This window comes from Salinivibrio sp. SS2 (genome assembly GCF_001722075.1).
In the GTDB taxonomy this organism is placed as follows: domain Bacteria; phylum Pseudomonadota; class Gammaproteobacteria; order Enterobacterales; family Vibrionaceae; genus Salinivibrio; species Salinivibrio proteolyticus.
In genome coordinates, this window is the sequence record NZ_MEBP01000064.1 from 1 (window position 1) to 24613 (window position 24613).

At 50.4% G+C, this 24613-nt stretch carries 28 protein-coding genes and 1 pseudogene; 18 read left to right on the top strand and 11 right to left on the bottom strand.

The window, feature by feature from the left end:
• Positions 1-54 precede the first annotated feature (54 nt).
• Positions 55-564, top strand: a complete 510-nt coding sequence (locus BGK46_RS05330) for a GNAT family N-acetyltransferase (protein WP_069587540.1) — start codon at positions 55-57, stop codon at positions 562-564.
• Positions 565-570: 6 nt separating this feature from the next.
• Here BGK46_RS05330 and BGK46_RS05335 read toward each other — a convergent pair whose 3' ends face one another.
• Positions 571-1404: a TauD/TfdA dioxygenase family protein gene (locus BGK46_RS05335; protein WP_069587541.1), complete on the bottom strand. Its 834-nt coding sequence runs from the start codon at positions 1402-1404 to the stop codon at positions 571-573.
• Positions 1401-1652: a hypothetical protein gene (locus tag BGK46_RS05340; RefSeq protein WP_025739952.1), complete on the bottom strand. Its 252-nt coding sequence runs from the start codon at positions 1650-1652 to the stop codon at positions 1401-1403. The genes BGK46_RS05335 and BGK46_RS05340 overlap by 4 nt, the downstream gene beginning before the upstream one ends.
• Positions 1653-1775: 123 nt before the next feature.
• On the opposite strand from BGK46_RS05340, the gene BGK46_RS18000 reads away from it, so the two are divergent.
• Complete coding sequence (locus tag BGK46_RS18000) at positions 1776-2054, top strand: type II toxin-antitoxin system RelE/ParE family toxin (RefSeq protein ID WP_069587542.1); 279 nt, start codon at positions 1776-1778, stop codon at positions 2052-2054.
• Between the two features lie 10 nt (positions 2055-2064).
• The gene (locus tag BGK46_RS05350) at positions 2065-2385 is read left to right on the top strand and encodes a HigA family addiction module antitoxin (RefSeq protein ID WP_069587543.1); all 321 of its coding nucleotides are present in this window, start codon (positions 2065-2067) and stop codon (positions 2383-2385) included.
• Positions 2386-2442: 57 nt separating this feature from the next.
• Here BGK46_RS05350 and BGK46_RS05355 read toward each other — a convergent pair whose 3' ends face one another.
• A complete protein-coding gene (locus tag BGK46_RS05355; RefSeq protein ID WP_069587544.1) occupies positions 2443-2679 on the bottom strand; it encodes an RNA recognition motif domain-containing protein in 237 nt (78 codons plus the stop codon).
• 116 nt (positions 2680-2795) lie between these two features.
• Here BGK46_RS05355 and BGK46_RS05360 point away from each other — a divergent pair.
• Positions 2796-2948, top strand: a pseudogene (locus BGK46_RS05360) (OsmC family protein); the annotation flags it as partial.
• 75 nt (positions 2949-3023) lie between these two features.
• Here the strand turns inward: BGK46_RS05360 and BGK46_RS05365 are convergent.
• Positions 3024-3671, bottom strand: coding sequence for an NAD(P)-dependent oxidoreductase (locus BGK46_RS05365; RefSeq protein ID WP_069587545.1), 648 nt, complete (start codon positions 3669-3671; stop codon positions 3024-3026).
• 210 nt (positions 3672-3881) lie between these two features.
• On the opposite strand from BGK46_RS05365, the gene BGK46_RS05370 reads away from it, so the two are divergent.
• The 7 genes from BGK46_RS05370 to BGK46_RS05400 all read left to right on the top strand — a co-directional run bounded on the left by BGK46_RS05370 (position 3882) and on the right by BGK46_RS05400 (position 7717).
• Positions 3882-4469: a GNAT family N-acetyltransferase gene (locus BGK46_RS05370; RefSeq protein ID WP_069587546.1), complete on the top strand. Its 588-nt coding sequence runs from the start codon at positions 3882-3884 to the stop codon at positions 4467-4469.
• 19 nt (positions 4470-4488) lie between these two features.
• On the top strand, positions 4489-5025 hold the full coding sequence (locus BGK46_RS05375) for a GNAT family N-acetyltransferase (RefSeq protein WP_069361324.1): 537 nt from the start codon (positions 4489-4491) through the stop codon (positions 5023-5025).
• Complete coding sequence (locus BGK46_RS17865; protein WP_069587735.1) at positions 5025-5573, top strand: hypothetical protein; 549 nt, start codon at positions 5025-5027, stop codon at positions 5571-5573. The genes BGK46_RS05375 and BGK46_RS17865 overlap by 1 nt, the downstream gene beginning before the upstream one ends.
• A 134-nt stretch (positions 5574-5707) precedes the next feature.
• Positions 5708-6229 carry a GNAT family N-acetyltransferase gene (locus BGK46_RS05385; RefSeq protein WP_069587547.1) on the top strand — a complete coding sequence of 174 codons (522 nt, stop codon included), beginning with the start codon at positions 5708-5710 and terminating at the stop codon, positions 6227-6229.
• Positions 6222-6779 (top strand): GNAT family N-acetyltransferase, encoded by a 558-nt coding sequence (locus tag BGK46_RS05390; RefSeq protein WP_371440459.1) that lies wholly within the window; start codon positions 6222-6224, stop codon positions 6777-6779. Before BGK46_RS05385 ends, BGK46_RS05390 begins: the two co-directional genes overlap by 8 nt.
• A gap of 100 nt (positions 6780-6879) precedes the next feature.
• Positions 6880-7095, top strand: a complete 216-nt coding sequence (locus tag BGK46_RS05395; RefSeq protein WP_046073336.1) for a VF530 family DNA-binding protein — start codon at positions 6880-6882, stop codon at positions 7093-7095.
• A gap of 148 nt (positions 7096-7243) precedes the next feature.
• The gene (locus BGK46_RS05400; protein ID WP_069587548.1) at positions 7244-7717 is read left to right on the top strand and encodes a 2TM domain-containing protein; all 474 of its coding nucleotides are present in this window, start codon (positions 7244-7246) and stop codon (positions 7715-7717) included.
• A gap of 67 nt (positions 7718-7784) precedes the next feature.
• Here BGK46_RS05400 and BGK46_RS05405 read toward each other — a convergent pair whose 3' ends face one another.
• From BGK46_RS05405 to BGK46_RS05420, 4 genes are all read right to left on the bottom strand, one after another.
• A complete protein-coding gene (locus tag BGK46_RS05405; RefSeq protein ID WP_069587549.1) occupies positions 7785-8483 on the bottom strand; it encodes a gamma-glutamyl-gamma-aminobutyrate hydrolase family protein in 699 nt (232 codons plus the stop codon).
• On the bottom strand, positions 8459-9466 hold the full coding sequence (locus tag BGK46_RS05410) for an amidoligase family protein (RefSeq protein WP_069587550.1): 1008 nt from the start codon (positions 9464-9466) through the stop codon (positions 8459-8461). The genes BGK46_RS05405 and BGK46_RS05410 overlap by 25 nt, the downstream gene beginning before the upstream one ends.
• A gap of 127 nt (positions 9467-9593) precedes the next feature.
• Positions 9594-11582, bottom strand: coding sequence for a hypothetical protein (locus tag BGK46_RS05415; protein ID WP_069587551.1), 1989 nt, complete (start codon positions 11580-11582; stop codon positions 9594-9596).
• On the bottom strand, positions 11575-12801 hold the full coding sequence (locus tag BGK46_RS05420; RefSeq protein WP_069587552.1) for an ATP-grasp domain-containing protein: 1227 nt from the start codon (positions 12799-12801) through the stop codon (positions 11575-11577). The genes BGK46_RS05415 and BGK46_RS05420 overlap by 8 nt, the downstream gene beginning before the upstream one ends.
• Positions 12802-13105: 304 nt before the next feature.
• On the opposite strand from BGK46_RS05420, the gene BGK46_RS05425 reads away from it, so the two are divergent.
• Together BGK46_RS05425 and BGK46_RS05430 are read left to right on the top strand one after the other, a co-directional pair.
• Entirely contained in the window at positions 13106-14347 is a 1242-nt protein-coding gene (locus BGK46_RS05425) for an NAD(P)/FAD-dependent oxidoreductase (protein ID WP_069587553.1), read from the top strand.
• Between the two features lie 223 nt (positions 14348-14570).
• On the top strand, positions 14571-15263 hold the full coding sequence (locus BGK46_RS05430) for a response regulator transcription factor (RefSeq protein WP_069587554.1): 693 nt from the start codon (positions 14571-14573) through the stop codon (positions 15261-15263).
• On the opposite strand, the gene BGK46_RS05435 is transcribed toward BGK46_RS05430, so the two are convergent.
• Positions 15256-16197 carry a DMT family transporter gene (locus tag BGK46_RS05435; protein ID WP_069587555.1) on the bottom strand — a complete coding sequence of 314 codons (942 nt, stop codon included), beginning with the start codon at positions 16195-16197 and terminating at the stop codon, positions 15256-15258. The genes BGK46_RS05430 and BGK46_RS05435 overlap by 8 nt on opposite strands.
• A 90-nt stretch (positions 16198-16287) precedes the next feature.
• On the opposite strand from BGK46_RS05435, the gene BGK46_RS05440 reads away from it, so the two are divergent.
• Complete coding sequence (locus BGK46_RS05440; protein WP_069587556.1) at positions 16288-17181, top strand: LysR family transcriptional regulator; 894 nt, start codon at positions 16288-16290, stop codon at positions 17179-17181.
• 81 nt (positions 17182-17262) lie between these two features.
• Here BGK46_RS05440 and BGK46_RS05445 read toward each other — a convergent pair whose 3' ends face one another.
• Complete coding sequence (locus BGK46_RS05445) at positions 17263-20355, bottom strand: efflux RND transporter permease subunit (RefSeq protein ID WP_069587557.1); 3093 nt, start codon at positions 20353-20355, stop codon at positions 17263-17265.
• A 10-nt stretch (positions 20356-20365) separates the two neighbouring features.
• A complete protein-coding gene (locus tag BGK46_RS05450) occupies positions 20366-21400 on the bottom strand; it encodes an efflux RND transporter periplasmic adaptor subunit (RefSeq protein ID WP_254659660.1) in 1035 nt (344 codons plus the stop codon).
• 292 nt (positions 21401-21692) lie between these two features.
• On the opposite strand from BGK46_RS05450, the gene BGK46_RS05455 reads away from it, so the two are divergent.
• The 4 genes from BGK46_RS05455 to BGK46_RS05470 all read left to right on the top strand — a co-directional run bounded on the left by BGK46_RS05455 (position 21693) and on the right by BGK46_RS05470 (position 24471).
• Entirely contained in the window at positions 21693-22277 is a 585-nt protein-coding gene (locus BGK46_RS05455; RefSeq protein WP_069587559.1) for a nucleoside deaminase, read from the top strand.
• A gap of 12 nt (positions 22278-22289) precedes the next feature.
• Entirely contained in the window at positions 22290-22730 is a 441-nt protein-coding gene (locus BGK46_RS05460; RefSeq protein WP_069587560.1) for a GNAT family N-acetyltransferase, read from the top strand.
• 83 nt (positions 22731-22813) lie between these two features.
• The gene (locus BGK46_RS05465; protein ID WP_084781291.1) at positions 22814-23611 is read left to right on the top strand and encodes a substrate-binding periplasmic protein; all 798 of its coding nucleotides are present in this window, start codon (positions 22814-22816) and stop codon (positions 23609-23611) included.
• 347 nt (positions 23612-23958) lie between these two features.
• Complete coding sequence (locus BGK46_RS05470) at positions 23959-24471, top strand: prolyl-tRNA synthetase associated domain-containing protein (protein ID WP_077640285.1); 513 nt, start codon at positions 23959-23961, stop codon at positions 24469-24471.
• Positions 24472-24613 lie beyond the last annotated feature (142 nt).

Here is a 24613-nt window from a genome sequence, read left to right on the forward strand (position 1 = left end):
TCGCGCCAATATGCGATTATGACGCGATAGAATGTTTTAGTAGGCTAGGGGTTTATGACACTGATATGCCGGTCAAAAAGGATCAATGTGCGACAGTTTCATCTCGACGATGCGCCGTTTATTGTGGAGCTGCTTAATGATGCGTCGTTTATACGCTATATCGCAGATAAAAAGGTGCGTACTGAGCAAGATGCGATCGAGTATCTCCGTCACGGGCCGCTTGCGAGTTATCAAGCATATGGCTTTGGCCTGAATCTGGTAGAACGGCGGGAAGATGGTGAGCCCATCGGCATGTGCGGTGTGCTCAAGCGCGATGAGTTGGCATATCCAGATTTAGGCTACGCGTTTTTATCGCGTTATACCGGGCAGGGATATGCCACAGAAGCCGCCGAGGCGGTGCTTGAAGCAACTCTGTTAGCGAGCGGACTGACTACGGTTCAGGCGGTGACCTTACCGGACAACCAAGCCTCAAACCGCTTGCTTGAAAAGCTAGGGTTTCGGCTACAACACCCAATCATGCTTTATGGGCATAGCAACAATCTGTATGAATATACTCGCGCCTGAATGCCGTTAGGTGTTACTGACACGCTCACCCTGAACCGTGACGCGGTGTAATCGTCTGGGCGTGTCACCATAATCGGTTACTGCGTAGTGTTGGGTGGCGCGATTGTCCCAGATTGCCACCGAGTGTTTTTGCCAGCGAAAACGAACGTGATATTTCGATTGGCGTGCTTGACTGAACAGTGTCGCAAGCCGTTGTTGGCTGTCAGCCTCTGGCCAGTCGGCAATCGTACGAGTAAATTGCTCGTTAATAAATAGCACTTCTTGGCCGGTTTCTGGGTGGGTTTGCACCATGGCACGGCGAATGGGCGGGTAGTCTTGAGCGCGTTTCGAGACCACACTCTGGCCGTCGGCGTCTTGATGATCGTAACGACTGCCTTCAAAGGCGTGCAGTGCGTGAATGGTGTCGAGCTGGCGTAGCTCGATTTTTTCTTTGTCGGTTAGATCGGCCCATACTGCTGCCATGTCACACCAAATCGTATCCCCGCCATGTTCTGGTACATACTGCGCGTGTAAAACCGAGCACTTGGGCGGCACCGCTTGCCATGTCATGTCGGTGTGCCAATAGCTTTGGCTGGGTGGATTACCGCGGCTGGTTTCAATCACGACCACTTGGTCGTTGTCGGGTAGGTGCGGAAAAAACGGGTGAGGTGGCTCAAGCTCGCCGAAGCGTTTTGCCAGTGCAACATGGTCGTCGGTAGATAGAGGCTGCTCACGAAAGAAAAGCACTTTGTAGCGTAAAAATTCTTGGTACAGCGCCGCAAACTCAGCCTCGGAAAGCTGGGATAAATCGATATTATCGATTTGCGCCCCTAACGTATCGCCTAAAGGGGTTATCTTCATTTGAACCATACCTTACCGCCAATGAATTTATAGGCTGGTGTGCCTCGCACTAGGGTGTCACGCGCAAAGGGCTGTTCGCACTGAGGGCAGTGACACGGCGTGGTGGTGGCATCCTCAACAATCCTTTCTTTAAAGCACTTCACCAATGCACCTTTGCCGCCTTTGCGGTATTTAAACAGTGGTGCATTACAGCGTTTACAGAAAATATCGATGGTTTTGGTGGGCCCTTTTTTATTTGGCTTTGCCATGTTGATTGCTCAAGCGTCACTAGATGCCGAAAGCTTGATAGTGACGAGTCGGGCGTAGGCTGTCAATTAGCTATCGTTTAATGACGCTTTACGTTATTAACGTTATGCGTTACTATTGGGTTTATGATTCGAACGTTTAATTGCAAAGATACTGAAAAGCTAGCACAGGGAAAGCGGGTAAAGCGCTTCGTCAATTTTGAGCGAGTCGCGCTTAGAAAATTGCGCCAGCTACAAATCTCAACCGATTTAGATGATCTCAAAATACCACCTGGTAACAAACTAGAGCCGCTAAAGGGTGATCGTAAAGGGCAATTTAGCATTCGAATCAATAATCAGTTCCGCATTTGCTTTCGCTGGGTTCAAGGTGGTGCGGAAGATGTCGAAATCGTTGATTATCACTAAGAGGTCGCTCATGCGTACTGTAGAAGCTGTCACACCTGGCGAGTTACTAAAAGAAGAGTTCCTGACCCCGATGGGGATTTCGCAATATCGTTTGGCTAAAGAAATCGGAGTGCCCGCACAGCGTATTGGTCAAATTATTGCTGGTAAACGGGCTATAACGGCTGATACAGACCTGCGTTTATGCCGTTTTTTTGGATTGTCGAAGGGCTATTGGCTGCGTGCTCAAGTGGCCTATGATACTGAAATTACTGAACGTGAGCTCGAAGATCAGCTGAATAGTATTCGCCCATGGACAGAAGTTTCGACCATAAACAAAAGCCAACACGTGTGATCGTGTTGGCTATCGCTCTCGCCTCATAGCCAATGTAAGTGCAAGGGAGCCTTTTGCTTAGTTTGCGACTTTAACGCGGATTTTGCTTTTCGCAACGCTGGTTAAGTGCAACGCCGCCATCGCGGCTTTCGCCTGTGTGTCATCAGGCATGGTCACGAAAGCAAAGCCTTTGGATTCGCCAGTCTCTTGGTCCAGCACCAGATTACATTCGGTGACATCACCATACTCAGAAAACAGCTGACGAAGTTGGTGTTCGGTAGTGGTGCGAGCAAGATTGCGAGCTAGTAATTTCATTGTTGTCCGTAATTGTCGAAGTAACAGCAGCGATTGTCTCAATAAAGGGTGGCAGGACCAAGCAATAGTTTGGCGATGTGACGAATAAGCGAATCAAAGGCTCGTGTTCCGATGGTGATGGCGGCTTTGGCATTGCCGTGAAGTTGGCAGTGTCTGTGGGTGATCTGGATAAAGAGACCGCGCAGTCATTGGTCGAGCAAGCGCACCAGGTCTGCCCATATTCTAATGCCACGCGTGGCAATATTAAGGTCGAGCTGTCAGTGGTTTAAGCTGGTAAGAAAAGATCGAATAGTGAGGAGCGCTCAACACAGCGCTCCTTTTTTACGTTTACGATCTAGCACCTGTTAGGTGCCATAGCCCACCGTGAATGCTTGCTGCAGATGCTTAGGTGTTTCGGCCTCATCAAGCATGGCGACCGCGAAGTCTTCCATTGAAATGCGAGACCGTCCGTCGCTATCTGTCACTAAGGTGTCTGTCCCCAATGTGTACTGACCGGTGCGAGTACCAGGTGCGATCATGGCGGCAGGCGAGAGGTAACTCCAAATCACATCTTGGCTGGTGAGGCACTGCTCATATTGCACTTGGCACGCGCGTGCAATCTCAACCGCTGAAGCAGGGAGAAATCCTTCGGCGTTTAACACGGTTTCACCGTCAGTGCCTGGAATCATCAGTCGAGCGGCACCGCCGACAATCAGAACGCGCATTTGATGGTGGGCTGCGCCTTGGACGACGGCTTGGGTTAACACCGGTAATTGTGCTTCTTCGCCTGTCGGTGGGCGTAACGCCGTAATGGCAAGATCATGACCAGTCATTACCGATGCCACCTTGTCCGCATCGTTCAAATTGGCGGCGACAGGCGTTACGGCGTCGGGTAGCTTGCTGAATGCTGCCTCGTTACGTGTCACTGCCGTGACCTTATGGCCGCGTTGCAACGCTTCCGACACAATTCGACTGCCAATATCGCCCGTGGCACCAAATACGATTATATTCATTGTGTTAGTCTCCATGTTATGACTCCTGTGTGTCCTTATGCCGCGCAATAACCAGTAAAAAGGTGGCTGTCATACGCTTGTGGTTAAACCATGCTGAACTGATTAAGTTGTGATTAATTATTTATCTTGATGTAAAGATAAATGGCAAAAATCTTCACGTCAAGATAAAAGTGTGGATGTTTTTTTATTGAAGAAGACAGAGGGGAGCCAATGGAGATAGCGATCCAGCAAGGATGGCCGCTTGAGCAAGCACAAAACGTCGCTGAGTTATATGAGCAGGCGTTTGGGATGAAGTTCGCACGGGCAATTCCTAATCAAGCAGTGCGCGTGGCGGTGTTGTCTCAGTGTTTTGTCCCAGACTTTTCGTTTGCCGCTATGCAAAACGGCAAGGTGGTGGGGTTGGCTGGGTTTCAAACTCAAGCCGGCGCACTGACACAGGGCATGGGCGCGAAACAGTTGATCGATAGTTTGGGGCCCATCAAAGGCATTTGGGCCTGCGCGATATTGGCGCTGTTTGAGCGTAAAGCGGCACCCAATGAATTGGTGATGGATGGCATTGCTGTTGATAGCGCTGTGCGCGGGCAGGGGATTGGCTCCCAATTGTTGGATGCCATTATGGATTGTGCCCAAGCGCATGGCTTTGAAAGCGTTCGATTAGATGTCATTAATAGCAACCCCAGAGCCCGCAAGCTTTATCAAGCCAAAGGCTTTGTCGCCACTAAAGAAGAGCGCTTTCCGCACCTAAAATGGCTGGTTGGCTTTTCCGGCGCCACCACCATGGTTAAGGCGCTGAACTAAAACAACAAGAGAGACAAGGATGTTTATGATTGAAACACGTCGACTTGTGCTGCGTGACATGCAGCCGAGCGATGAAGAGGCGTTTGTTCACTTAACGCAACACCAGAAGTACCAGCGTTTTTATAGCGAAACGGACTGCCAGCCAGAGACATACCGAGACTTACACGCGCGCTTTATCGAACAAGCCAACACAAATCCACGCGTGGCTTATCAGTTAGCGGTTATTTGCAAGCAATCAGAAAAATGTATAGGCACCGTCGGTTTAAGGCTTGAGGACAACCATCAAGCTTCCATCGGGTGCGGCCTAGCTGTAGAGGCGCAAGGCGCGGGGCTAATGAGAGAGGCGGCTGTCGCGCTGGCCGACTTTGGTTTTGAGTCTCTGGGTGTGCATCGGTTATACGCTGAGACCATTTACGATAATCTTGCTGCAACCAAGCTTTGTCGTTCACTTGGCATGCGACAAGAGGCCCATTTTCATCAGCATCGTTTCTTTAAAGAACGGTGGTGGGATACGGTGGTTTACGCCATATTACGACACGAATGGGAGCAAGGATGATGAGAAAAGCACTACTTGGGGCACTGATGGTGACACTGCAAGCGTGTACCAGTGCGCCCGTTGATAATGAAACGACCGACGCTGCAGAATGTGTCGGTAGTACGGCGTTGCCAAGCGCATGGGCAGACAAGTTTGTCGCTGTGGACGATCCAGCGTTACTGGCGTCGTCGTTGGGTCAGCCATTGAAAGGGAAGCTTTGCCAAGGCAAGGTATATCAGGCGACAGAAGGGGTGACAGTATATCGCGCGTGGAATAGCACCAACCCGCATAGTCAGTTTGGTCACTGGTGGGCGTTATCACAACCGTCTGGCTTGGTGGCGGATTATCGCCAAGATTATGAGATTTGTTATCAATGGTCGCCGCTCGATAAATTGGTACAGTGCACCTTGCAACCGGGCGCCAAGATTGTTGTGGGTAACGGTCAAAGTGCGAAATGTTCCGAGTATTTAACCTATCCAACCTCCAGTGCACAACAAGTTTATCTGCAAGAGGCGGAGCAAGCGGTTCAACATTGTCAAACGTTTGATGCGGTGATGCGTTGGCAGTGATGCGCGGCAATCAACAACTCAATCACATCTAGGTGGCGAGCGCTAGGGCGGTGGGATCACAGACGGTCAATAAGTGTTTATTTCTCAATATCAATGAGATAGCCTAGTTCTATGACAGGAATTGGAATAAGCACATGGAATTAGTCGTCCCCGCACTCAATCACCAAGCAGCCTTTACACGCTTTTATGATGATTTTGCTCAGTTTGACCCCGACAATGCCGATTATTATCGGCCGGGGAAAGACGATTTCCCCACTTACGTGACTCGGTTATCGGATGAGGCATTGGGTAAAAACCTTCGTAAAGGGTATGTGCCGTGTAGTCATTTTTGGCTGCTTGATGCTGAGCAACAAATCATTGGCGCGATTCGGATCCGCCATCACATTAATACGCCATTTCTATCTCAAGAAGCCGGACACATTGGTTACGATATTGCGCCGTCATATCGTGGACGCGGATGCGGCAAGCAAATGTTAGCCTTAGCGCTGCCCAAGGCAAGAGAGCTGGGGATCACTCGCGCTCTAATTACCGCGAATGAAGACAATATGGCATCGCGCAAAGTAATTGAAGCCAATGGCGGCACGTTGGAAAACATCATCAATGGTGAAGTGTTCAATGAATCATTGGCGCGGTACTGGGTGGATATTAATGGATGATTCCCCGCGCGTAGACCAACTGGACAGCGATCGTCTGTTGCTGGTGGCGCCTAATATGGCCCATCAGCCTTTCATGTTAGAAGCCGTATTGGAAAGCCAGCACACCCTTGCTCCTTTTATGGATTGGCTTCCGCACGCGTTGACCGAATCGAGCTCGATTGAAAACACCCAACAAGCGATTGATGACTTCGACATGTTTATCAATGAGCTACGCTACTCGATTTTTGAAAAATCGACGGGGCAATTGGTGGGTGTGATCAGCTTAATCATCCGCAACATCGCGATTCCTTATTTTGAAATAGGCTATTGGCTGCGGAGCTCCAAAGAAGGCCTTGGCTATATGAGTGAAGCGGTGCGAACGCTAGAGCAGTACGCGTTTGATGGCCTTAATGCCAAGCGTGTCGAAATCAAAACTGCCTACGAAAATACCCGCAGCCGAGCGGTAGCCAAGCGCTGTGGGTATCATCAAGAAGCGATTCTTACCAATGACCGTATCCTGCCGAGCGGTGCGATTTCTAGCACTGTCGTATACGCCAAAGTGGCGGAATGAAATAAGACTGAGTGGATCAGTTGATCTCGCGTTTTGCAATATCGTCACGTAGAGTAGCGCTTTTATTGACGAGCGCGTGCTCGAGTTGCTGAGAACCCTTATGGATACACAACCCAATAACCCGCTGCACGGGTTAACCCTACAAACCATTTTGACCCGTTTGGTTGAACACTATGGTTGGTCAGGCCTCTACCAACATATCAATGTGAACTGTTTTTCTAATGATCCTTCGATGAAATCATCGTTGAAATTTTTGCGTAAAACGCAGTGGGCGCGCGATAAAGTCGAAGCCTTGTATATTGATACCTTTTGCTAAGGGTAAAATACACGGATTGGCTATCGGTCGGTGTTTATTTTTAAGTGATTGATTTTAAGTAACTGTCGTTAAGGTGTCGGGGTGCTGTCGTGGTAATGTCGCCCCCATTTTGCATAGTGTCGCTAGGGAAGAGCACAAAGGAGCAAGGATGAACGTGAAAGCACTCAGAGTTCAAAAAGGGTGGTCGCAAGACCAATTAGCACAATTTAGTGGGCTAAGTGTTCGAACGATTCAACGTATCGAGCGCGGCCACAAACCCGGATTGGAGTCGCTGAAATCGTTGGCTGCTGTGTTTGATATCGACATTAGTGATTTGCAAAAGGAGACAGACATGCAGGCAGATACTTCAATGAGTCCAGAAGAAAGAGCGATTGCCAATCGCGTCCGTGCCCTCGGCGGGTTTTATTCTCATTTGACGCGCTATGTGGTCGTGATGGCGATTTTGTTTATTATCAACTGGCAAACTAACCCAGGCTATTATTGGGCTTGGTGGGCAGCAATGGGATGGGGGATTGCAGTGGTCAGCCACGGCGTCAGTGCTCTGGGCATTGTCGATCTCTTTGGTGATAAGTGGGAAAAACGTCAGATAGAGAAGCGACTGAACGCGCGGTCAAAGCGTTAGTCGCTACCTGATAACGCCGAGCGAATGTGCCTCGGCGTTTTTGTTTTTCACCAACTAACAGACATGTTTACTGAGATGCCGCTTGTCGCTGCTGGAAGCGCGTTGCGTGCTCGACTAAGCCTTTGAACAGCGCACGCTGACAGCCAAGATAAAGCAAAAATTCCGGATGCCACTGTACGCCCAGTGTATAGGGGCGGTTGGGCGACTCAATGGCTTGTACAATGCCATCTAAATCACGTGCGCTAACCGTTAAATCCTCGCCTAACGCGTTAATCGCTTGGTTGTGCAGGCTGTTTATTTTGCGTCTGCCTTGCCCCAACCGTTGCTGGATGTGGCCGTTGATATCACGCAATATACACAAGGTTTTCATCGGGAATATTGTCCAGCGATGAGAGGTTTTTTTACGTTGCTCGCGTAAGCTTTGGTACAAGGTGCCGCCTAAGCAAATATTAAGAAGTTGCGCGCCACGGCAAATCCCCAGCAGGGGCTTTTGGCTTGCTAGCGCGCTTTTGATAACCGCGCTTTCTAAGGCATCGCGTTCAGAATCGTAGTTGGGTTTCACTTCGGGCTCAGCGGCGTACAGCACGGGCTCGACATCGTGCCCGCCGGTAATCACCACGCCATGATAGGCGTCTGGGTCCAGCGCGGTACCGGGGTGTAGTTGTAACGGCTTGCCACCATAGAGTTTGACTGCCGCGGCAACAAAAAAACGTGGCAGCCGTGCGCCTTTGCTCGGGCCGGTTATTGCGATGACGGGTTTATCCATAAATTGTGCACCTTTTCCGCCCAGTTATTGACGATACGCGCTAATGGGTCGTTGAGATAGCCCAAATAGGCTTTGCAACATGCGCCCAGTCGCGCCGGATCGGCGGCGAGTTTTTCTACTTCCACCCAATCGTTCCATGCTTCGTGAATGCCCCAATTTTGTTGGCTGACTTTGCTGTCCGGCAACCGATAATGAAACGTGGGTCGCGCCTTAGTCAGCCCGTCGTTGACGGCCGCATTAACGCGCTCAGGATCGAGATGCGCGAACAAGGGCAACATATCTAGCGCACGGTTGCGTGTAGGATTATCCGCAAGGTAGTCATCAATCAGAGTATTCAGATCTGGCCAATAATCAGCGGCTAGCACACGTTCAATATATGCTTTCGGGAAAGGGTCAACATAGTTAGTTAGGCGCCGCGATAGATCAATGTCGGCCCGTTTTAAAAGCCAGTCATACAAACATAAGAATGCTTTTAAGTGCGCACAAATCGTTTTGGCGGTTAGATCAGGCAGTTCTGGATTGAGCTGCATGCCAAACGCATAAACCGGGCTGTCTTCGGTTCCTTCGGCGCCTTGTAGACGCAGTGAAGCAATTAGATTTTCGATGCTATCGAGGCGGTCTAGTGGGAGAGGTGGCGTGACAATTTCTACCGGCACGACCAGCTTGGCTGCCCACGCTAAAACGTCTTCGGCGGACTGATCGAGTTTATTGGCTAATGTTTTCTCGCTTCTGTCACTCTGGCCAAGGCGTTTTAATTTTGCATAATCTAGCTCAATCACCCAATCTCCAGCGTCATCCCCAGTCAGATGACGGTCGTAACGGCCTCCTTTTTTAACCGTGAGCGACAACTTATCTGCGACGATACGTGCGATCTCGTCTAGCTCCATGCCGCTTAGTTCAAGTTCTACTCCGACGCGACGCGCTTCACCTTGCGCATTGTGCTCCCGAGGTGGTTGGGTGAGTTGTGATGTGTGCGTTTTCATTTAATATCCTCACCTTTATTGCTAAGCCTAGTAAATGTGATGAGGTCGGTATCGACAGAATTAAAGGTGTTTCTGCCTAACTATTAACCGTTTGCGACCTAGATAGAAAAAGCCATTGAATGTGCTTTCAATGGGATGGTGCCGCAGCAGCGGGTGAGGCAGAAGCGATATGTCGGTCTTTTGCCCAGCTATCAAGTGCGAGTTGCTTGATGCGACCGATCGCATCGTCAGGGAATTCGGTCGGGGTGCCTACTGCAATCGTATCGTCATGATATAGGTATAAACGTGACAAAAACTGTTCAAAGGGCAGAGAAGCTTCGCCGTATTGTTCTCCTTTTCCTTGGGTTGATACCACGACATCGTGTCCCCAATTCTGCGCGCTATCGTTGTTGGGATTATAAAAATACACCCGCATGACGCTGTCTTGATCGAGGGCGATACGTATCAAGGTAATGGCGTGCCAGCCCACAAATACCCCTTGGCTATTGGTCACGGCAATACCTACGGGTTGGGGATGAATGACTGGTATATTGCCGTTGTAGTAGGGGTGGTAGCGGCTATAGAAACGTTCGATAAATTGATCAAACGCCTTTAACATACCGGTCTGCACGTCAACCGCAATCATGAATTCACGCCCCACATACCAACCGTGAAACTCTGGGTTTATCCATTTGTGAGGGTCTTCTTGTCTGCCTACACACAGACGACCCATCTCAATATATAACTTATCTAGATGAGGAACGAGTGCAACGGACACCGGATCGGTATCAATCGGCAGTGACTGACTCAGCCCTTGCAATAAGGTACTTGAGTCCAGCGTTTGCCCCTCAAAATGCATCCGCAAGTTATTATTGCAGGCCACCTGTACAATAGAGTTCAGCAAATAATCCGGGTCGTTATACGCCCACATGGATATCGCTCGCGCCGATTGGCAGGTTGGATTGTTACCTTGTGCCACACCAAGCGGCTGACCAAGCACGGACATGACACCGGCTAGTAAGTGGACGCGGGCAGGAAGGTGCTCCCCAAACGCAAGTGACAGCGCATTTGCGACGTCTGGGTGCAGGGTCAGATTAATTTGTCGCCACAGGCTGGGCGCGACGGGTGCATCGAACAAAACACCTCGCTCTAACATCATCGCGAGACCGTAAATCGCTTGAGCGGTTTGCGGATGGACAGCTTCTTGAATCAAGGTATGAACGAGCTGACGGTAGGTGACCAAACAATCTAGCCCTGTATTACTTAAACCCAGGGCGGTAGGCAGGACATCGGATTGGTCATTCTCGAGTAGCCAGCGTAAAAAGGTCGCTTGGTAATCAGAGACTAAGCCGACATCGTGCATGGCACGCGCGAAACCCATCGCCTCTTGTTGTAAAGCATTGCTGTCCATTGTACTCAGACGCTCACAGTACGCGTCCAACCCCGGATCGTCATAGCAGCCCTGGGTTGGGCCGTATAACGCACTGACAAGACGATCGATGCCGAGCTTGGCTTCACCGAGGTTAATTTGCTCCTGCGACACCAAGATAGAGATCTGATTGATCATCGCCTTGATGGGGTTGACTTGGATAGGGCGCTGCGCAAGTACACGCCAGACCTCATCAACCAGCTCACTGAGAATGGTTTCATAGCCCAAGTGGCTGAGAATAAAACGATATAAAGTACTAATAGCGGGCGCCGTTGCACCGAGCCGAATACGGCTCGACTCGTCGGTGAGACCCATCACGAGCGATAAATTGAGGCTCAATACCTTGGCAAGAAACTGGTGCGCTTCTTGTTGAGAGAACAGAGGGGAAGAGATCTTCCCCTGGACGATAGCTAGCATCCGAAGCTGGCTGAGACAATCTAGCACCACGGTTGCTTTGTCGGCGTGGGCTATGGTGTCTGGCACCAGATTCGCGACTAAGTACTCAGGCTGGCCCCAATCTGTGCCCTCAAAAAGGCCTGCTTCGGTGAGGGTCACAATACGAGAGTAAAGTTGGTTAATGCCGTCATCCTGCGCCAATACACGCCCACAGATATCTAAAACATGAAACTGGTGGCGGGCTTTAGCGATAGCGCTGACTTGACCAAGTTGTTCGATAGCGTGGTCAAGCTTACTCAATAAGCTAGACATAAAAGTCGAGATCTTCCTGTGCTTTTAATAGATCGCGCATAACGTGCGGATCGTCCCCGTAAAAGTGTAGTAGACCCCAGTGTGTGCCGAAAGCACTGCGCTTCGGTACTTTGTTTTCCATCGGTGACTGAAGTTCATGAAATTCAAAGTACTCGTGGTTTTCTGTTTCTTCAGGAATGGCAAGTTGGCTGACAACACGACGTCGAGGGTAGACCCCAAATGTACCGGCGACACCTTTGGCATCTTTGATAGGCGTAGGGAAAAAGGCTTCTAGCTCTTCGTCAGTCGTGTGTGGGTCAAAGGCCACCACCATGGCTTGATAGCAATTGAAGCCGTAAACACGCTCAATGATTTCAAAGCCTTGGAAACCGGGTGGACGATAGGCGACTTCGCCAAAGTACATGCGGCCGTCCTTGGTGACGAAATACTCGGGATGAATAAAGCCAAAGTCGATATCAAAGGCATCAATCAGTTTTTCAATTTCTTGAGTCACCTTCTCACGGTATTTTTCAAGCTCTGGTGAGGCTGGCACGAACACAGAGTAGCCGAGCGTGACGTATTCAGAGATATTTAAAAACTGGATTTTTCGGTTTTTAATAAAGGCTTCGACGGCGAACTCCCAACCATCCAAGTGGCTCTCCATCAACAAGGGAAACTCTTCATCCGAGACTCGGTCGAGATCGTCCGGTTCGCGAATCATCCAGTGACCTTCACAGCCCGCTTTATCAAACGCTTTGAGGTGAATGGGATCGTTTGGGTCGCCATCCAGTTTCAATAAGGCTTGGTTCACTCGACGCAGAAAACGGACCACATCTGACTTATCTTGTGCTTCTTCAAAGATCCCGACGCGAATACCGCCGATTTGTGCGCGACGTTTCATCAGTGATTTGTCGCGGAAGAGAAGGGCTTGGCCCATTAATTTGGGGTTTTTAAGCAGAACGGCGTTAATTGCACCCGCCCACTCTACAGTTTCTTCAAACAGTGGAATCGCAACATCGACGCCCATTTCTTGCAAGGTGGTGGCAATTTCAAAAGAGCGGTCATTAAGTCGCTCAAAATTCCACGGCAAAAAAGGAATATCGTGTTCTTTAGCGTAGTCTTCAGCCCATGTGGGCGCCACGACGACGTACTGACGATCGAAACGGCTGATCGCGTCAATGGCATTTAAGCTCCACCCCAAAATGGCAACGAAGCCTTTATTAGGATCATAGTCAGCCATATTTCATCCTTTTACTTTCTGAGCATGAGTGACCACTGTCACATACTGCTGCACGGTCTTTAAGGCAAGCTGAGGATAAAAAGCAGGAAAGTGTGCAGTTGGACGACTGAAATCGACTGCATGCGCAACGTTTTCACCCGTCGGCTGGCCAAATGCGATCTCAATCGTTCATGGACTGAGAGCGCGCCGGAAAACTCGTCATTTTATTATTGATGTCGTTATTGGTTATGTGTAAAAGCATGGAATTACGCGGATAAATTTCGCCGCGGAGATAAATGACTTGGCGTGTTCAGGGAGTGAAAAAATGGCCAAAAATGTGGTGGTACTGGGAGCGGGCATGGTCGGTGTGTCTGTTGCTTGGCATTTGTTGAAGCGTGGCTACGATGTGACGGTCGTCGATAGGGTAGCGCCTGGGCAAGAAACGTCGTTTGGCAACGCAGGTATTATTCAGCGTGAAGCTGTTCGGCCCTACGCCTTTCCACGCGACCTTACGACCTTGCTGCGTGTGTTACCTAATCGTTCTGTCGATATTCGTTATCGACCCACCAGTGTACTGCGTGCCGCGCATCCATTGCTGCAATATTGGCATCATTCGAGTGAAAACCAATACAAAAAGTTGGTCCCCGAGTATGCGGCATTGATCATGCAGTGCCTCGATACGCATGATGAAATGATCGCGTCCGCGGGCGCGGCCTCACTGATCCGTAAGCAAGGTTACCTCAAGTTATTCCGCAGCCAAAAAGCGTTGGATGAAGAGTGCGCGCGTGCCGCGTCTGACTATGCCAGTTACGGTGTGGAGTATGAGGTGCTCAATAAAGCGCAGCTCGCTACGTTGGAGCCGCATTTAGCCGCGCCGCTAGCGGGGGCAATTCATTGGAAACAACCTTGGACTGTCACCGATCCCGGAGCCTTGGTACAAGCCTACGCCGACGATGTTATCGCCAAAGGCGGCGAGATAAAGCGTGCCAATTTGCGAGCACTTAAGCAGGAAGACGGACAGTGGGTCATCGAAACAGATCACGTGCGCCTTCGTGCGGATCAGGTTGTGATGGCGATGGGACCGTGGTCATCGTACTGGTTGCGCCAACAAGGCATAGAGGTACCTTTGTTCACCAAACGTGGTTATCACATGCACTACCAAGGTGACGCTAACACCCCGCTCAATCATTGGATTATGGACGCTGAAGTGGGCTATTTGCTCGCACCGATGCGCGCGGGCGTGCGATTAACCACAGGGGCAGAATTGACAGCATTGGATGCTCCCTTGAACGAGCGGCAATTATCGGCAGCGGAAAAGGTAGCACGCGAGCTCTATCCACTGGGTGATCGCGTGGATGCAGCGCCCTGGAAAGGTGGGCGCCCGTGTATGCCGGATATGAAGCCTGTCATCGGACCCACGCCGAATAAACCCGGATTATGGCTCGCGTTTGGCCACGGTCACCAAGGCTTTACGCTGGGGCCCGTCACTGGAAAACTTATCGGACAAATGATGGATGGTGAGAACACATCGGTCGATATGCAGCCTTATCGTGTCGACCGGTTTTAAGTCTGAGTCCGGATGTTTCTGCTGTGCATACGGGGCTGGTTTAGGTGAAATTCGCAGCATTTAAACAGAATGAGTGAACCCAATCGCCCAATGGCGTCGTACTCTCAGTTGCTTTGAATACCGAAGCTATAAGACAATATCGCTTTGCTCTTGCAAGGTCGCCTATCGATGACATGGCGGCCCTGCATTTTCGCCGCTATCAAATTCAGCTAGGACAGTATCCATGTACGAGGAGTATTTCTCGATCGCCAAACCCGCCATCGTCGTGCGTGGTCCGGAAAATATGTCATTTATCGCCATTCTCGAAGCGAAACTACGCGAGTATGGCTGTGATGTCACTGTGATTGGGCCTGATGATGCCATGCCGGATTGGGATACGGTTCAGCTTATCAGCTGGGTGCCGGAAGGTGGCGCTCAAACCAAAACATTGCGCTGGCTTAGTGAGCAATGTCCGTTTATTGCGTTAATGGCGAGTCAAGCGGCGGCCGACCGTGTCGCGGCGCTGAATGCTGGCGCTGATGATGTATTATCGACGCCCGTTGATTTGGAAGAGTGTCTGGTGCGCTCAGCGATCGCCATGCACCGTCGCCATGCAACATCTGCGATGCGAGATACGTCCGGGCAGCTACAAATCGATAATCTCTGGATGCAAAAGGATACGCACCGCGTGCGTGTTAACGAACAGCCGGTAAAATTGACCCCGCTTCAATTTGAGTTGCTGTGGCTCCTTGCGCAGCATAAAGACACGACCCTCAGTAAACCGCTGCTGTATCGCCAAGTATTGAAGAAAACCTTCGCGCCAGATGATCGCAGTCTGGATATGCACCTGAGCCGGATCAGAAAAAAATTGGCCGATGCGGGCTTCCCTGCCGAAAGGCTCCAAACTGCGCACGGGAAAGGCTACTGTTTTATTTAGCGTCGCTTGCGGTTCGAGCAACGCGCCAATAGCGTGGGTGAGGGAGGCGTGGCAGCAACAGTCCTGCGATCACAATCACAATGCCCACCACCTGAAGTTGGCTCACGGCTTGTCCCATCAAAAATGCGGTGAGTACCGCGAACACAGGCACAAAGTTAAAAAAGAGTGCCGCATTGGCTGAACCTAGATGGCGCACGCCGTTGAGCCAGAGTAAGTAACCAGCGACGGTACCCAGCACACCGATATACAGGAGTTCGGAGACGGCCAGCGGACTTGCAGCCCAAACTTCGCCAAATGGATGAACCTTTGGGGTCAGTGCACACATGATGCCAATGACAGTTGCGCCACTCAGCATGCCCAAAAACGTGTAGGGGATCACCGGCATCCAGCGGCCAATGCCTTGGCTGAAGAAGGTGTATGCACTCCATGCAAACATGCCAGTGAAAATCATCTGATCGCCTTGGTTAAAGTTTAATTCGCTGAGCATCTGCCATTGACCATTGGTGATCACCACAAGCACGCCCGATAAACTCACCACCAAGCTGAAAACTTGCCCTTTACGTGGCAATGCGCGAATTGCGATACAGGCGATAAGTGAAGTCACCAACGGGCTGAGCGCCATGATTAATGACCCATTGGTCGCTTGGGTGTACTCGAGCCCAGTGAACAAACAGAGGTTCAGGCCGCCAATCCCCACAGCGCTGACGGTGGTTGCCCACAGCCATTGTTTAGCGCTGAGTGTAGGGATGCGTGTACGGGTGAGCTTGAGATAAAAGCCTAGACAAATTGCGGCGACGGCAAAGCGCCAAAAGACCAAGGTGAGCGCATTCACTTCATTCAGCGCATCTTTACCAATAGGAAAAGTGCTACCCCAAAAAAAGGCACATAAAATGAGAAGGGCAACGGCTTTCCACAGAGAAGCAGTAGTTGTCATAGCAAGACCTGACTTGTTGAGTGATGGGCGCTAGTGTATAAGTTTCAAAATATGAATAAACCGGCAATATCAGAACGGTAGATTCCAAATATGAAACCTAACTATTCGTTAGACGATTTGCGCTGTTTTTGTACCGTGGCGCAGCTAGGGAGCTTTAAAGCCGCGGCGCAGCAGCTTGCCATGCCGCAATCCACCCTAAGTCGTCGTATTCGTCAGCTTGAACAGGATCTTGCTCTGCGTTTACTCAATCGCGATGCACATCGTATCTCGCTGACCCAAATTGGTCATCGCTACTTTGATCGTGCCGCAGGATTGTTCGATGAGTTGCAGGCACTCAATGATGATCTCGTCAGTGAGAAACATCACCCCCAAGGCAAAATTCGTATTAGCGCACCGATCAATGCGGGTAAGCAGTTTTTACGCCGCGTCTTTTTCGACTTTATGCTTGAGTATCCAGAGATTCAACTGGATCTTAACTTTTCCAATAGCTTGATAGACATTGAAGCGGAAGGCATGGATGTGGTGTTTCGGGTCGGGAACCCCGTGGTCGAAAATTGGATTGCACGGCCGCTCACCGATATTCACTTCATTTTGTGTGCCAGCCCTGACAGTGACTATCACGATGTTCGCTCTCCTAGTGATCTGAGTGGTAAACCGGTGGTGATTTGTCATCCGATGACGGTCTGGGAGCTCACACACCATCAAACGGGGGAGGCGTTTGATTATCAAGCCACCACGGGCATACGTGCCGAAGTGGATGAAATTGAAATGTTAACCCATGCCGTGCAGGCCGGGTTTGGCATCGGCTATATTCCTGATTATTCCGCGCTACCTTTGATAGAGCAGGGTGAATTACAGCGCGTGTTGCCGCAATGGTGCAGTCGAGCGCGTACGCTATTTTTGCTCTATCGAGACCGAGAACAGGTGCCTTTGCGCGTTCGATTGCTGGTGGAATTTGTTCTCGCGCGTTTTATGTCCTCCTAGTGTGTAACCGGACATACAAGGGCTGATTTCCGATATAAAAGGGGCCACGTTTCAGTGGCCCCAATGGGTACGATTTTTCGATTAATCGCTATGATGCGTGTGCGCTGGCGACAACTCGGTGGATGCCGGCGTGATGGTTTTGGCTAAGAACAGATACATAGCAGGTACCACGAACAGGGTGAACAAGGTGCCCAGTGTCATTCCACTAGCAATCACTAGCCCCATAGCAAAACGGGCCCCTGCGCCGGCGCCTGAGGCAATCAATAGCGGGATCATGGCGAGCACCGTCGCTGCCGTGGTCATCAAGATAGGGCGTAAACGGATGGCGGTCGCTTCTTCAATCGCCTCACGTTTGGTCCGTCCTTCTTGCTGGAGCTGATTGGCGAACTCGACGATCAATATACCGTGTTTAGCAATCAGACCAACGAGAGTGAGCAAGCCAACTTGAGTGTAAATGTTCAAGGTAGTAAACCCTAGGCTGATAAATATCAGCGCGCCACAGACACTCATTGGCACGGTGACCAAAATAATGATCGCGTTTTTAAACGACTCAAACTGCGCCGCCAAGATCAAGAAAATCACGATTAAAGCAAAGAAGAAGGTCACGACCAGTTGCTGGCCTTCGCTCATAAACTGGCGTGACTGTCCGGCATAATCGACACTAAAGCCTGCTGGCAATTCTGTCGCCGCAATCTCTTCGAGTACACCCAGCGCTTCCCCCAAAGGCACACCAGGGCGCGGTACACCAGAAATTTTCACCGCATTCAGCTGCTGAAAACCGCGCAATGCTTGGGGCTGCACACTTTCTTCTAAGGTCACTAGCGTTGACAGTTGAACCAATTCACCGTCTTGGTTGCGGGTATAAAACTGGCGCAATTGTTCTGGCGTGAGACGTTCATTACGTGCAACTTGGGGGATCACTCGATAAGAGCGGTTTTCCAGTGAAAAGCGTCCCGCATCAGCCCCGGATAACAATGAGCCCATATCCGCGGCAAGCTGTTGCATGTTCACACCCATCAAAGCGGCCTTTTCACGGTCGATGTTGACCGTTTGTTTGGGGCGGTCAATGCTCAGATCGGTATCGACGAAGATAAACCGCCCCGTTTGCATTGCTTTGCCCACGATATTGTTCGCCACTTCATTAATCGCTTCAAAGGGTTGTGTTGAACCGATAATAAATTCAACCGGCGTCCCGCCCCCCGGAGACGGCAGTGAAGGGGGCACCAAGGCAAAGCTACTTAAGCTCGGTTGGCTGTCCATAAAGGGTTGGATTTCGTTTTCCAAGATCGCTTGGGTACTGCGCTCTCGCTCATCCCATGGCGCAAGTACAATACCCGCGATTGCGTTGTTGGTGCCGCCAGAGCCATTGATAATAAAGACGTTGTCGATTTCTGGTACATCGTCAATCAGTCGGTTTAATTCGTCAGTACTGGCAGACAACGCATCTAGCGTGGTTTGGCTGTCGGCTTCGAGTATGGAGAACACAAACCCTTGGTCTTCAGCGGGCTCAAGCTCAGAAGGACTGGTGATAAACAAGAAATAGCAAGACACTAAAACAATCGCACCAAACGTGAGGATCACCGCATTGGTATTCAACAAGCTATGGAGTGTGCGTTGGTAGCGATGATGCAATCGGTCAAACTGCTTATCCAGCCAGTGCTCAAGGGAGCGCTCTTGGGTCGCTTTGTCCGCCTGATAGGGCTTGAGCACATAGGCACACATCATGGGCGAGAGCGTAAGCGCCACCACACCGGATAAGATCACCGACGCAGCGAGGGTAAAGGCAAATTCAACAAACAGTACCCCGGTTAAGCCACCAACAAAGCCGATGGGCAGGAATACCGCGACCAAGGTGGTCGACATGGTGATAATCGGCCACGCCAGTTCGCGCGCGCCCTCAAGCGCAGCTTGTGTTCGGCTTTTGCCTTCTTCGATATGGCGGTGCACGTTTTCAAGCATGATAATCGCATCATCGACCACCACACCGATTGCAAGCACCATGGCAAGCAGTGTCAGTAGGTTGATGGAAAACCCTAGCAGCCACATTAAAAAGAAGGTGCCGATGAGCGATACGGGGATCGCGACCGCAGGAATAATCACTGAGCGTAACGACCCCAAAAAGCCGTAAATCACAAACACCACGATGGCTAGGGCGAGAATAATCGATATCACCACTTCATCAATGGCGTTATCAATATACTCGGTTGAGTCATAGGCGATATAGGCCGATAACCCTTGAGGCAATTGGGTGGTAATGTCGGCATCCCACACCTGATTCACCGCCTCAATAACATCCAGCGCGTTGGCATCTGGCGAGACTTCGATGCCGATAAAGGTGGCATCAAGCCCATTAAAGTTCACCGATGTTTGGTAACTTTCGGCGCCGAGCTCAACGGTCGCCACATCACTCAAACGCACGACAGATTGGCCATCGCTGCTGATCACTAAATCTTCAAATTGTTTCACGTCATGAATGTCAGTGGCAGCGTTCAAATCAATCGCCACGTCTTGGCCTTTGGTGCGCCCCAGCGTAGCAAGCACATTATTGCTGCGCAGGGCGGCAATCACATCCGTGCCTGTGAGATCGTAAGCGGCCATTTTGACCGAGTCGAGCCAGATCCGCATCGCAAAGCTACTGGCACCCAACACATCAGCACGCTGCACACCCGGAATCGTCGACAGCTGTGGCTCGACCACCCGGACCAAGTAATCAGTAATTTGATTGTCGGTGAGGACGTCAGAGTAGAAGGCGAGGTACATTGCCGCGACGGTTTCCCCTACCTGCAGGGTAACGACGGGCTCACGGGCATCATCAGGTAGCTCTGAGCGCACCTTATTCACCTGTGCGGCAATTTGCGTGAGTGCTTCATTCGGATCGTAATCGAGACGCAAGTAGGCCTCAATGGTGCTCACACCGGCGGTTGAGGTCGAGACTAAGTAATCAATCCCTTCGGAGGCAGCAATTTCACGCTCTAGCGGCGTCGTGATAAATCCTTGAATCAAGTCGGCATCTGCACCGATATAAGTGGTAGAGACACTCACCACCGCATTTTTAATCTCGGGGAATTGGCGCACATTCATGTCCGTGATAGCGCGTAAGCCGAGCAAGATAATGAATAAGCTCACCACGGAGGCCAACACGGGTTTCTTGATAAAGACGTCGGTAAATCGCATCGAATCGCTCCTATTGATTCACAACGTTGGGATCAAGATCTTCGCTCGGCTGAACACGTTCGTTGTCACTGATCTTGATGTTGCTGCCGTTACGGAGCTTGAGGAGGCCGGAGGTAACGATACGGTCACCGGGTTGAAGACCTTCTTTAATCACAATCATGTCACCGCGTCGCGCGCCTGTTTGCACAAAGCGCTGTTGGACCGTCAATGCATCGTCTTGCTCTTGGATCACGAAGACTGCGTTGCCATACGGATTAAATTGAATCGCGCTTTGTGGTGCCAGCAAGACATTTTGCGTTTCTTCACCTTGATCAAGACTCACGCGTGCGAACATGCCTGACCGTAAAATGGCATCTGGGTTGTCAAAGGTGGCTTGAATGTCGACACTGCGACTCGAGGGCGTCACAACCGGCGAAATTGCAGTCACTGTGCCGGTAAAGACCTCGTCGGGCTGTGCGCTAATCGTGGCAGAAACGGTTTGGCCATTTTTTAGCGTGCTGAGCTGCTGCTCGGGTAAGGTAAAGTTGAGGTGGATGGGGGTCACTGACGTGAGTGTCGCAACGGCTGTCCCCGGTGCAATGAGTTGGCCAAGACTGACTTCTCGGATGCCAATAATGCCGTCGAAAGGCGCGGTTAACGCCTTTTGCTCGATGCGCGCTTTTTGGCTGTCGACGGCGGCAATCGCTTGTTTGGCTTCACTTTCTTTGCGCTTTAGCTCAGATTCAGAGACATTTTTATCTTTAAACAGCCGTTGATAGCGTCTCAACTCAAGTTGGGCAAGCTCAGCGACGGACTCGAGCCGACGAAGCTCTGCTTCATCAACACTGGCATCCAAGGTGACCAGTAATTGTCCCTTTTTCACCGATGTCGCATTGTCGAACAAGATATTGTTGACGATGCCGCTTGCCTCGGTAGTTAGCTGGGTGTCATTAATGGCCGCAAAACTACCAATGGTGGTTTGTTGTTCACGCCAAGGGTGCGTTGAGACTGTAGTGGCCGTCACGGTGACCGTAGGGGCAGGCATGTTGTCAAAGAATTGGTTCATAAAATGATTGCCTATTGCTTTGTAAGCAAAAATTCCCCCAAAAACGAGCCCACATGCGACTAACATAATAATCAAACGTTTTATCATAAAAATCCCTGAACAGAATTGCTGTCACCACCCTTGGCTTTTTAGTACAGACGAAGGCGCAAAAGGTTGATTTAACCAATAACAAATATCGAACTGACCAATACAAACCTTATCACTGTTTGGTTCAGTCATTGGTGGTAAATTGATGATCTTGTGGATTAGCTCAGGTCAGTGTCATCAGCGAAGCCGAATAAGGAGAACGTCGATGCTACTCAATGCAAATAGCACGGTAACGGAAGCAGCGCTGCGTGCCGTGGCGCATATGCCAACGCGCAGTTTGCCGGTGCTGCTGGATAACAGCTTTAGCCAAAAACTGACCGATGCCGACTTGATGCGCATCGCGGTGTTGTTGGCCCAAAAAAGCGCTGATGAAGGAGGGTGCCCCATCGGTGCGGTGATTGTTGACAATGAGACACGTCAAATCGTCGGTAAAGGGCACAATACCTTGGTACAAGAAAATCATCCCTATAATCACGGTGAAACGGCGGCGATACGCGATGCTGGGCGAATTGATTTTAGCCAAACAACCTTGTTTACCAGTTTAAGCCCATGCGATGTGTGCGCGGCACTGATCACCATGCGCGGTTTCTCTCGAGTGGTGGTGGGGGATGTCACTAGTGCGAGCGGTAACGAGACGATGCTGAAAGAGAAAGGGGTGACGGTTGATGTGCTGGAAGATCCGCAGGGCATTGCGCTGTATCAGCAATTTCGATCCGCGTACCCCGAACAAGAGTTAGAAGATTGGCAAGGTGTAAGTGCCGTCAAGGCACGTTTAGCAAAGCGTGAATGAGAGGAGAACGACATGGATGTTGCGATTGGTCCGACAACGGATGCTAATTACAGTCAAAAGCTGACCCAAGAAAATATGACCCCTTATTATGAAGCGAGGAAAATCGCTTGGAACTCTCAGCAGTTTATAGAGAGTTGGCGAGTTTTCGATAATTATGAAATTCGCCATGAGCGAAAGCGTTGTGGCGTAATTCGTTTGAAGGCAGACGGTGAAACGCTTTTTATCCGCGATTTACAGATAGAGCCGAGTAAGCAGCGGCAAGGGATCGGCCGCGAGGCAATCGCTTGGGCGATCGCTTATGCTCAAACGTCTGGCTATGCGCATTTAGCCTTGCGTGTTTTTGCAGAAAATCCAGCCGTTTCATTATATCAAGCGCTGGGGTTTGTGGAGACAGGGCGCAGCCGAGATGCGGTTCTCACGCTTTCGTTGTCGTTAACCGCAACGTCCGAATAAATAGCAAAGCGCTTGAGCATGTCGATAGAGATGGCATGCTAGTCTTATAGACAGCGTAGTGAGTCAACATAGTGAGTGGTTGGATGACCCATTGGACACAAGCGTGTATTGCGATTTGGCTAACTCTTTTCTCCTTTCAACTATGGGCCGCACCATCGACCTCAGAGCCACTCAAGGTTTGTGTGGGTGACGGTAGCCCTTGGCCGCCATACACCTATTGGCAGGGAGAAACGCGCCAGCAAAAAGCGGACACTTTGACGGGGTTTGCCACAGACTTGGTTTTGTCTGCCCTAGAGAGTAATGACATTACCTATCAACTGGTCTTCATGCCTTGGGCGCGCGTGCAGCATGAATTGGCGCGAGAGTCGGGTCGCTGCGATCTGACTTGGGATGCAAGTTACAAACCCGAGCGAGCGCAATATAGTCGCTTTACGCAGCCACTCTATTCGATATCCTTGGGTTATCTGTACGTGGGCGCACCTGACACACAAGCACAACCGAATTTATCGGCGACACAATCGGTTTGTGGTGTGAACGGCTATAACTATGCCGCATTTGGCGACAACCCCCGACCGAGGTTTGAAGCCAATACCTTGCAGCAAGCCTTGCGGATGTTAGAGGCGGGGCGTTGTCGCTTTCTTGCCAGTGAAATCGAGCCCGTTTTAGGGGGAATACGGCTCGAGCTCTATCAGTTCTCACGCGATCTCGCTTACATCGCGCTGCCCAACCCGAAAGCATTTCATGCTCAAGTGAGCCGATATGCGCCACAAGCGAATGACTTAGTGGCGCAGATTGACGCGTATTTGGACAGTGCGGCTCAACGTGGTGAGTTACAAGCGCTCCGTGCACAGTATTTTCAGTCAGTTACCTCGCAGCCCTAGCCGTAACCAACGTCAGAGTAATGCGTTATCGTGTGCTACGCACAGAGGGTAGAGGGCGCTTGGCCCAGCGTGTGGACAGCTTGGTCGTTGCTAAGTGAGTGTGTAGCTTTTTAGCATATCGATGATAGGTCACTTGACGACCCGAGTGAAAACTCACCTTGAGTACCATGTTTCTCTCCTTGTGATTAACGTTGCGATAAAGTTACATTTTTATTCCAAATAAGTGTATTTAATTATTCTTAAGTCACATAAGAAAGCCTAATAGTGAATATGGGCGTACTATAACCTAACGGATCTGTGCCCTTAGGCTTGGATGGAGACGAATAAGCTAACTAATAAGGAAGATCATGACAGGGACGCCACCACTTTCAGGTCAACAGACTGCGCTGCTTCAAAGCCTCAAAGCGCACGGTATTTCAGTAAAAATATACCGCCATCAGCCTGTCTATACGTGTGAACAAGCAGACGCGCTCGGTTTGCATACTGATGCAAACCCGACCAAGAACTTACTGTTGAAAGATAGAAAGGGTAAACAGTTTTTCTTGGTGGTGTTACCGGGCAAAGCCACCGTTAATTTAGCCGGATTGAGTGAAGCCTTGGGCACGTCTCGCTTATCGTTTGCTTCATCGCAGCAACTCGACACCTATTTGCAGGCGCAATCAGGTGCCGTATCGGTATTTGATGTGATGAATGATCCTGAGCATCGCGTTAGTTTGGTGATCGCGAATGCGATATGGCAAGTCCAAGCGGTGGAATGCCAGCCTTTTTGTCATGATCAAACTTGGGTCATAGCCACGCAAGATCTCGCTCGCTGGCTACACGGTATAGGCCGAAGGTACCAAACGGTAGATCATCAGTAAGTTGATGAAACCTCATAGTTTTGTAACATAACTTATACAATGTTGACGAAAAAAAGCGCAAACAGTTGCGTATGGGTGAAAACAAATAGAAATGAGACTGGTTATCGTTTATGTTCCAATGCGTTCAAATAATCGTTAGCTA

Coding starts and splice junctions, on each gene's coding strand:
- BGK46_RS05435 (WP_069587555.1), bottom strand. CDS start 16,197: ATGACAACTACTGCTTCTCTGTGGAAAGCCGTTGCCCTTCTCATTTTA.
- BGK46_RS05450 (WP_254659660.1), bottom strand. CDS start 21,400: ATGAACCAATTCTTTGACAACATGCCTGCCCCTACGGTCACCGTGACG.
- BGK46_RS05370 (WP_069587546.1), top strand. CDS start 3,882: ATGGAGATAGCGATCCAGCAAGGATGGCCGCTTGAGCAAGCACAAAAC.
- BGK46_RS05465 (WP_084781291.1), top strand. CDS start 22,814: ATGACCCATTGGACACAAGCGTGTATTGCGATTTGGCTAACTCTTTTC.
- BGK46_RS05460 (WP_069587560.1), top strand. CDS start 22,290: ATGGATGTTGCGATTGGTCCGACAACGGATGCTAATTACAGTCAAAAG.
- BGK46_RS05470 (WP_077640285.1), top strand. CDS start 23,959: ATGACAGGGACGCCACCACTTTCAGGTCAACAGACTGCGCTGCTTCAA.
- BGK46_RS05425 (WP_069587553.1), top strand. CDS start 13,106: ATGGCCAAAAATGTGGTGGTACTGGGAGCGGGCATGGTCGGTGTGTCT.
- BGK46_RS05330 (WP_069587540.1), top strand. CDS start 55: ATGACACTGATATGCCGGTCAAAAAGGATCAATGTGCGACAGTTTCAT.
- BGK46_RS05445 (WP_069587557.1), bottom strand. CDS start 20,355: ATGCGATTTACCGACGTCTTTATCAAGAAACCCGTGTTGGCCTCCGTG.
- BGK46_RS05385 (WP_069587547.1), top strand. CDS start 5,708: ATGGAATTAGTCGTCCCCGCACTCAATCACCAAGCAGCCTTTACACGC.
- BGK46_RS05415 (WP_069587551.1), bottom strand. CDS start 11,582: ATGTCTAGCTTATTGAGTAAGCTTGACCACGCTATCGAACAACTTGGT.
- BGK46_RS17865 (WP_069587735.1), top strand. CDS start 5,025: ATGAGAAAAGCACTACTTGGGGCACTGATGGTGACACTGCAAGCGTGT.
- BGK46_RS05375 (WP_069361324.1), top strand. CDS start 4,489: ATGTTTATGATTGAAACACGTCGACTTGTGCTGCGTGACATGCAGCCG.
- BGK46_RS05405 (WP_069587549.1), bottom strand. CDS start 8,483: ATGGATAAACCCGTCATCGCAATAACCGGCCCGAGCAAAGGCGCACGG.
- BGK46_RS05400 (WP_069587548.1), top strand. CDS start 7,244: ATGAACGTGAAAGCACTCAGAGTTCAAAAAGGGTGGTCGCAAGACCAA.
- BGK46_RS18000 (WP_069587542.1), top strand. CDS start 1,776: ATGATTCGAACGTTTAATTGCAAAGATACTGAAAAGCTAGCACAGGGA.
- BGK46_RS05455 (WP_069587559.1), top strand. CDS start 21,693: ATGCTACTCAATGCAAATAGCACGGTAACGGAAGCAGCGCTGCGTGCC.
- BGK46_RS05350 (WP_069587543.1), top strand. CDS start 2,065: ATGCGTACTGTAGAAGCTGTCACACCTGGCGAGTTACTAAAAGAAGAG.
- BGK46_RS05365 (WP_069587545.1), bottom strand. CDS start 3,671: ATGAATATAATCGTATTTGGTGCCACGGGCGATATTGGCAGTCGAATT.
- BGK46_RS05390 (WP_371440459.1), top strand. CDS start 6,222: ATGGATGATTCCCCGCGCGTAGACCAACTGGACAGCGATCGTCTGTTG.
- BGK46_RS05440 (WP_069587556.1), top strand. CDS start 16,288: ATGAAACCTAACTATTCGTTAGACGATTTGCGCTGTTTTTGTACCGTG.
- BGK46_RS05355 (WP_069587544.1), bottom strand. CDS start 2,679: ATGAAATTACTAGCTCGCAATCTTGCTCGCACCACTACCGAACACCAA.
- BGK46_RS05335 (WP_069587541.1), bottom strand. CDS start 1,404: ATGAAGATAACCCCTTTAGGCGATACGTTAGGGGCGCAAATCGATAAT.
- BGK46_RS05430 (WP_069587554.1), top strand. CDS start 14,571: ATGTACGAGGAGTATTTCTCGATCGCCAAACCCGCCATCGTCGTGCGT.
- BGK46_RS05395 (WP_046073336.1), top strand. CDS start 6,880: ATGGATACACAACCCAATAACCCGCTGCACGGGTTAACCCTACAAACC.
- BGK46_RS05420 (WP_069587552.1), bottom strand. CDS start 12,801: ATGGCTGACTATGATCCTAATAAAGGCTTCGTTGCCATTTTGGGGTGG.
- BGK46_RS05340 (WP_025739952.1), bottom strand. CDS start 1,652: ATGGCAAAGCCAAATAAAAAAGGGCCCACCAAAACCATCGATATTTTC.
- BGK46_RS05410 (WP_069587550.1), bottom strand. CDS start 9,466: ATGAAAACGCACACATCACAACTCACCCAACCACCTCGGGAGCACAAT.